At 68.1% G+C, this 6,313-nt stretch carries 7 protein-coding genes and 1 pseudogene; 5 read left to right on the plus strand and 3 right to left on the minus strand.

Annotated elements, in window-relative coordinates; translation table 11 throughout:
* Positions 1 to 338 precede the first annotated feature (338 nt).
* The 3 genes from ssb to AB0873_RS31445 all read left to right on the plus strand — a co-directional run bounded on the left by ssb (position 339) and on the right by AB0873_RS31445 (position 2,761).
* Positions 339 to 911 (plus strand): single-stranded DNA-binding protein, encoded by a 573-nt coding sequence (gene ssb, locus AB0873_RS31435; protein ID WP_366604345.1) that lies wholly within the window; start codon positions 339 to 341, stop codon positions 909 to 911.
* Positions 912 to 1,666: 755 nt separating this feature from the next.
* On the plus strand, positions 1,667 to 2,050 hold the full coding sequence (locus AB0873_RS31440; RefSeq protein WP_366604347.1) for a hypothetical protein: 384 nt from the start codon (positions 1,667 to 1,669) through the stop codon (positions 2,048 to 2,050).
* A gap of 273 nt (positions 2,051 to 2,323) precedes the next feature.
* On the plus strand, positions 2,324 to 2,761 hold the full coding sequence (locus tag AB0873_RS31445) for a hypothetical protein (protein WP_366604350.1): 438 nt from the start codon (positions 2,324 to 2,326) through the stop codon (positions 2,759 to 2,761).
* 131 nt (positions 2,762 to 2,892) lie between these two features.
* Here AB0873_RS31445 and AB0873_RS31450 read toward each other — a convergent pair whose 3' ends face one another.
* Both AB0873_RS31450 and AB0873_RS31455 read right to left on the minus strand, forming a co-directional pair.
* Positions 2,893 to 3,411, minus strand: coding sequence for a hypothetical protein (locus AB0873_RS31450; protein WP_366604352.1), 519 nt, complete (start codon positions 3,409 to 3,411; stop codon positions 2,893 to 2,895).
* A 228-nt stretch (positions 3,412 to 3,639) separates the two neighbouring features.
* Entirely contained in the window at positions 3,640 to 4,464 is an 825-nt protein-coding gene (locus AB0873_RS31455) for an SDR family oxidoreductase (protein ID WP_366604354.1), read from the minus strand.
* Positions 4,465 to 4,533: 69 nt separating this feature from the next.
* Between AB0873_RS31455 and AB0873_RS31460 the strand changes: the two genes are divergently transcribed.
* Both AB0873_RS31460 and AB0873_RS31465 read left to right on the plus strand, forming a co-directional pair.
* Positions 4,534 to 5,403 carry a LysR family transcriptional regulator gene (locus tag AB0873_RS31460; protein WP_366604355.1) on the plus strand — a complete coding sequence of 290 codons (870 nt, stop codon included), beginning with the start codon at positions 4,534 to 4,536 and terminating at the stop codon, positions 5,401 to 5,403.
* 219 nt (positions 5,404 to 5,622) lie between these two features.
* Positions 5,623 to 5,934, plus strand: a pseudogene (locus AB0873_RS31465) (transposase); the annotation flags it as partial.
* Here the strand turns inward: AB0873_RS31465 and AB0873_RS31470 are convergent.
* Entirely contained in the window at positions 5,895 to 6,263 is a 369-nt protein-coding gene (locus tag AB0873_RS31470; RefSeq protein ID WP_366604357.1) for a transposase, read from the minus strand. The pseudogene AB0873_RS31465 and the gene AB0873_RS31470 overlap by 40 nt on opposite strands.
* Positions 6,264 to 6,313: the final 50 nt, after the last annotated feature.

A 6,313-nucleotide genomic window follows, 5' to 3' on the forward strand; every position in this document is an offset into this window, starting at 1 on the left:
CGGTGTGGCTGCTGGACGGGCTGTGGCGGCGCCTCGATGTCGGCTCGGCCGTGCGCGCCGCGGCAGACGCGCGCCGGTTCACCACGAACATGGAAGGCCCCGCGCTTGGGTAACTGTCCCAGCCCGCCAATTTTCTGATCTTGGTCGACGGGCGGTTAGGCAGGCGAGGGACTGGCGTACGGAAACGTTCGTTTGTGACGCCTATACGATCTTGATTGTCCCTGCAGGCCGCGCCTGTAACGCAACCCGTGTCCGGGTCTTTGTCACGCTGTCGGTGGTTCGCGTTACGGTCCCGGCCGTGCGGATCAGCCGCGTAGCCGATCACAAGGAAGATCCGTGTGAACAACTTGCCCTTCACCATCGTCGGGAACTTGACCCGTGACCCTGAGCTGCGCTTCACCCCGTCCGGCGTGGCGGTGGTCAAGTTCACCGTGGCGCACAGCCCCCGCAAGCTCGACAAGGAGTCGGGCACGTGGGTTGACGGTGAACCGACCTTCCTGGACTGCACCGCCTGGCGTGGCCTGGCCGAGAACATCTCCGAATCTCTCTCCCAGGGAAACCGGGTGATCGTGACCGGCACCCTGCGTACTGAGCGGTGGGAAACGGACGCGGCAGAGAAGCGCTCGCGCATGGTGCTGGATGTGGACTCGTGCGGCCCCGAACTGACTTGGGCCACCGCCAAGGTGAAGAAGATGCAGCGTAGCCAGGGCAACCAGGGCGGTCCGGCGGATGACCCGTGGGCGACCGCATCCCGCACCCGGCCGACGTCACCAACTGCCTCCTCTGCCGGCTCGACCCGGGGCCGGTCGTTAGGCCCGGCCGACGACCCGTGGACGACCACGGTAAAGCGGCCGACTACCGCCGCCAGCTCCACTGGTACCCGACACGAAGACGAGGAACCGCCGTTCTAGCCAACGCGAGCCGCCAGGAGCCGCGAACTCCTGGCGGCTCGCCTGCTTCCGGACCCTTCCACAGCAAGATCAAGGAATTGGCGGGCTGGGACAGCTACCCAAGCACGGGGCCCATCAGTGCGCCCTGCGTACCGCCAATCACCGACGGCGGTGATGCCAACCAGCGCGGGGAAGGGTCCGGGTTGGGTCGGGGGTGCGCGGTTGTTGGTGATCGGCCGCCAACGGCCCGGCAGGACCCCGGCGCGGTCAGCGGACGGGGCCGGGTAGGGGGTCCGGAAAGTCGGCGCGGGGAGGAGCAGACCGCGGCGGGGGTAGAGCGTGCTATGCCGCGAGTTTCCAGAGGTTTTTGAGGATGCGCGGGGAGGGGCGGGTCGGATCTCTGCTGGTCAGGGGCCGCGAAACGCGCGGGTAGGGCAGCTCACGCGCTGACGAGTTTCCACACTCGCCGTACCCGGGACAGGGGGGTGACCCCCAAGGCCTCGACCGGGCGGGACCGCCGGGGAGGTGGAGTTTCCGGCGTACGGGTCTGGGAGATCCGACACCACGGCGGAGCATCACGCCCAGTTGCGCTGGCCTGCGTTTTTCAGCTGTCACCGAACGGTCGACCCCACGCCCAGGCGACGGAAAACTCTCCCCGGGCCGTGGGGGAGCTCGGCGGCGGACCGTACGTATCAGCCGGTGATCGACACGGTCACCGCCGGGATCAACCAGGGTCAGGGCGGACCTGACCCCGCGGGCGGATCGTTGAGCAGGCCATGACAGATCAGAACCATCTGGTGGACAACCCGGCGCGGTACTACGAGGTGCTGGGACGGGTCATGTCCGCCCTGCGCGAGACGGCCGCGCTCAACGGCGCTTCCCACCTCGACTGGTGGCCCGGCAACGGCGGCCGGACCTGGGAGATCGAGTGGCAGGGCGGTCCCTTTCCCGCCGAGGTCGCCGCGAGGCTGCTCGGGGTGCCGGAAGCCGGGGCCGGCGACGACCAGGGCGAGAGCGCGGTGCGCGGCCTGATCTCGCCCGGCCCGAGCGGGCACCAGCGCGCGCACCTGGTCGTGCTCGGCGTGCCCGTGAACCTGCGCGCGATCGACCCGATCGGCGCCAGCAAGGTCTGGGCGACCCTCACCCTCACGCAGAGGTAGGGGAGTCCAGATCACGACCGGGAAGCCAGGTGGCACCAACGACGGTAGTAGTGCGCGTCGAATCTCAGAATGAAATCCCGCGAGGGATGCCCTGGCCTGCGGCGACACCACCGGGAGAGCGCCGATCACGGCCGCGGGCGTGAAGGTTCACAAGTTCCGGGAAAAGGCCCACCATCCGGGCAGTGAACCCCTTGAGTGGGCCGCGGACACGCCGCGCCGCCTCGCTGGCGTGGCGGCCGAGGGCGCGGGGTGGGGGCGTCGTACGGTGCGGGCGTGACGAAGTCTCGCGCCAAGCGGCAGGCCGACGCCGACGCCGCGTACCGGCAGGCGCTCAACCTCCCGTCGAGCGGTGAGTTGCCCAAGCAGCTCGGTGCCACCGGCTCCAGTGAGCCGTCGCGCAAGCCGCGCCCGAAGAAGAGCACGGGCAAGACGGCCGCCACTGCAGGGAAGCGCCGCAGCGGCGGCACCCAACCTCGGCCGAAGCACGCTGACGGCGTCGTGGCGAGCGTCGCCGGCACCTGCGTAGAGTGCGAACGTGGCTACCCGGCCGGGACGCGGCTCGGCAAGATCTCCTCAGGTTGGGCGCACGTGGCCTGCGCCGACGCGGTCCGCGAACGCGACCGGATCCTGCGTGGGGAGACGTTCGCCGCGCGCAAACCGTCGGACTGGCGACTCGGCAAAGGCCCTTCCTCAGCCCGAGTCACCCGATAACCAGCCTCCGGTTCGCACGTGCGAACCGCAAAACGCGCGCGCGACGAACCCGGGGGAGGCGACAGGACCCGCGGGCCACGCACCCTCACATATGCCCCGGAAATCCTCACCTGCTGGTGAAAACGCGGTCCTCAGTCCAGGTGCGCTCGTCGCCGGTACCACAGGCCGGCCAGGAACACCGCCAGCACACCGAACACGGCCGAGCCGACACCGCCAGCCAGCCGCACCGCACCAGATCCGATCCAGGAGACGAGCAGCGCCACCGTGGCCACCACCGCGCACACCGCCGCCACCGGGAGCAGACTCCGCTCGGGCGAAACCGCCTGGGTGGGCTGGCGCGGCACCAGGACGATGTGCTCGTCGAGCGGATCCACCTCGACCTGGTAGCCGGCCTGCGCCAAGACCGTCCGGTAGCGGGCCATCGTCTCTGGCAGGTCGGCGGTGCCGCAGTAGGCGACGCTGAACGGCTCCGGGCCGTCCAGGCTGGTGTTGGCGCCCTCGACCGCGAAGCCGTCCGGATGCCGCTCGTCGACGTCGCGCAACCCGGCTCGGCGCAGCACCCGCCGCAGCGCCTCGGCGTCGCGGTCCCGCGGCGACCCCAATGGCCGCCCGCCCCTGCCGTACCCGTACTGCGGCTGCTCGGTATCCATGGCCGTCACCGTACTGGCGTCACCCGCGCACCGGTGAGGGCGGACACCTCGCACACCGCGATGCCGGCCCGTCCCGCGCTACCCGCCGGCACTCCAACGGACCCCTCCGACCGGCAGGCGCACCCCTCGCCGGGATTATCGAGGGACACTCGGGTTCGGTTACGGCACCCGGTTTCCAGAGTTTCGCGAGCCGCTCACACGCGGGCGCGCGGGTCAGATCCTCTGGGCTCACCACGGGATCACGTCGTCTAGGGAATTCGGCCCGAGGAAGACGCCGGTGGGGCCGTCGGGGGAGATCGTCGCGAGTAAGACTGGGACGATCGCGCCATCGGCGGTAGTGCGGTCGCCACGGGGGAAGGTTGCTGGAGCGTTCTGGTCGGTGGGTACCAAGCCCGGGCTGGCGGCGTTGACCTTGATGCCGTCGGCACGCAGGGCATTGGCGTAGACCAAAGTCAAGGCGTTGAGCGCGGCTTTGGATGAGCTGTACGCGAGGAAGCCCTGAGCTGGGAGCGGGCTCTTCGAGTCGTTCAGTAGGGTGAGCGACCCGAGCCCACTGGACATATTGACGATCCGCGGGTTGCGGGAGCGGCGGAGCAGCGGAACACAGGCCGATGTCACCGTGACGACGCCGAAGACGTTGACCTCGTACGTTTCGCGCAGGTGCGCGGCCGTGATGTCGGCGGGTTGGACACCCCAGTCCACCATGATTCCGGCGTTGTTGACCAGCACGTCCAGCCGTCCGGTCGCGGTCTCGATCGTTTTGATGGCGGCCTTTACCGATGCCACGTCGCTGACGTCGAGCTGTACGAACCGGATGTCCAACCGGTTGTGGCTTCCGCCGAAAGAGGCGCCAAGGCGCGGCGAGTTGACGGTTCGCGCCGCGTCGGTTCCAGCTGCCGGTCCGCCCGTCAGCTCCTCGACCGCTGAGTGGCCACGCTGCGGATCGCGAGCGCCGAGGTAGACGGTGAAGCCCCGCCGAGCTAACTGGCGGACGACCTCCCGTCCGATGCCCTTGTTGCCGCCAGTGACGAGTGCTACTTCGTTCACGTTCATACGACCACTCCAGCCGATCTGAAGCCAGAACAGAAAGACCGATTCGGTACGGACCCATACCCTGGCGGTATGCCAAAGCCAGAGATCCGCGAATTGCGCTACTTCTGCGCCGTCGCCGACGACTTGAACATCACTCGGGCGGCCGAGCGACTCGGCATCGCGCAGCCGCCGCTGTCTCGGGCCATGCGTCAACTGGAGCGCCGGCTCGGTGTCGACCTTTTCGATCGCAGCGGACACCGGCTGGCGCTGACCCAGGCCGGTGAAGTTCTCCTCACGGAGGCGGCGGCCGTCCTCGGCGCCCTCGACTCCGCCGTACGGCGGACGCAGCATGCCGGCCTTCCCAACCGCGGACTCGTGGTTACCGCCAAACCAGGGGTGGCCACGCGATTGTTGCTCCGGATCTGCGAGCGGTTCCGGGCGGATCCAAACGCACCGGAGGTCCGGGTGGTGGTGAGTGGATTTGGTGAGCAGGCCGACATGGTTCGGAACGGACGCGCGGACCTGGCCATCGCCGCCTGCGTCGACGGCCACGACCTCGACATCGAGCTTTTGACGACCGAACCACGCGTCGCCGCGCTCGCCACAGGGCACCACCTAACCAAGCGCGAGGTCCTCAGCACCGCGGACCTGCTGGCCGAGCCGGCGCCCCGGTGGAGCGACCCGAGGGTTGTCGACCGCGACTACTGGCTGGGAAATCCAAATCGCCCGACCGACGGCCCTGCCGTGCGGGACTTCGCCCAACTGCTGGACGTGGTCTCGCTCGGCCAGGCCGTGGCACTGGTGCCCACCTCGCTGGCCGCAGTGAACGTCCGACCCGACGTGACATACCGCCCAGTGCTCGACGCCGCGCCGTACCAAACCCTGGTTGTCTGGGAAGCTGGCAGCCGATCGCCATCGATTACCCGATTCATTCAGACCGCGCTGGAGGAGGTCAGTTAACTGGGCGTTTTGATCATCCTGGCTATGTATTGCCGCTTTCGTGGGCCTGTTCGTCGAGGCGTCGGCAGGGTCGAATAATCACCACTGGGGCCAGGTTCGTCTGATTGATGCTGATGCGAGTTGCCCTGCTTTGATCCGTAGATCGTGTCTGGTTCACAAAGTTCGGGAATCGTCGGACCCAACCGCGATCCACGTGATGGTCCACAGTAGACATTTGGTGTGGCCGAGCGACCCGCCTACCCTTCCGACCTGTCCGACGCCCGCTGGGCGCTGATCGCGCCACGCCTTGCCGCCTGGCGTCAGGCCCGCACCGACGCCGGTGTCGGCGGACGAACCGCCACCCACGACCTGCGGAAAATCTTCAACGCGATCCTCTACGTCAACCGCACCGGCATCGCCTGGCGCTACCTGCCCCACGACTTCCCACCGTGGCAGACCGTCTACGGCTACTTCACCGCCTGAACAGGCGACGGCATCTTCACCCAGCTGAACTACCAGCTCACCGGACTGGCCCGCACCAAGGCCGGACGGGCTGCGCAGCTATCGGGGCTCTTCGAAGTTAGGCGGGGTGGAGGTGCCCGCGACTTTCGTGTGGTGGCGCAGCGCGTGCGTAACCGTTGGTTTTCAGGATTGCGGAAGCCGTACGCGTTCCTGGCCACGGTCTTGATCACGCGGTTGGTGCCCTCGGAACCCGCGTTGGTGATCCCGGTCCGGATGAAGGCGAGGATCTGCGGCCACCAGGTCTCGATGGTGCTCGCCAGCCGTTCGAGTTCGGGCAGGCCGGAGGTCGCGCACCGGTCAACGCTAAGGAGTTGGTCTAGGGCGTGTCTTGTGGATCTTCGGGGATGGGTTCGGTAGATAGATTCCCGTGTCGCGACGTCATGAGTTGACCGATGACGAGTGGGCGCTG

Origin of the sequence: Micromonospora sp. NPDC047707 (assembly GCF_040704235.1) — a bacterium.
Lineage (GTDB): Bacteria > Actinomycetota > Actinomycetes > Mycobacteriales > Micromonosporaceae > Micromonospora.